This window comes from Bradyrhizobium sp. BRP19 (assembly GCF_020194195.1).
Lineage (GTDB): Bacteria > Pseudomonadota > Alphaproteobacteria > Rhizobiales > Xanthobacteraceae > Bradyrhizobium > Bradyrhizobium yuanmingense.
The window spans coordinates 1-456 of record NZ_JADYVZ010000107.1 but is presented as its reverse complement, the minus strand read 5'-3'; the positions used below and the strand labels follow the sequence as shown (position 1 = coordinate 456).

The 456-nt window shown below is 36.8% G+C and carries 1 protein-coding gene; it reads right to left on the bottom strand.

What is annotated here, in order from left to right; translation table 11 throughout:
- A partial coding sequence (locus tag I6F36_RS38710; protein WP_225173263.1) for a hypothetical protein occupies nt 1-277 on the bottom strand: 277 nt, incomplete at its 3' end.
- Between the last annotated feature and the right edge of the window lie 179 nt (nt 278-456).

The window sequence follows — 456 nt, the reverse complement described above, 5'->3', positions numbered from 1 at the left end:
CTGTAATCTGATAAGCTAATAGTCCTGTGCGTTTTGTAGTCTCTGCGATACTTAATAGCTCTACATACCTCAAGCATAATACAGCTATGCTATCAGTATCGACTGAATCAAATAACTCATCAAGATTATCTAATAGTTTTAGAAGTCTTGGTAAGTTGCCTAGATCAGCGCCAGTCTTTTCAATATATGACTTTCTGCTTTGAGCGCTTAGGTATAGTGTTCCTCTAAGATACCACCTTACAACATCTTGAGGTCTCCCCCAATAATATCTAACCATCTATTTTATATCCTTTCATGCTATATTATAAATTCCTAGCGAAGTAGGAAAAGTACGGTACCACGGTATCAAAGTCCCACAAATGGCTTAACCACGCTTATAAAATTGTTACCGCTAACGGTAACATGTTACCGAAGTACGGTGTCACTTTCGCTTTTTATGACATTAACAATAAATAC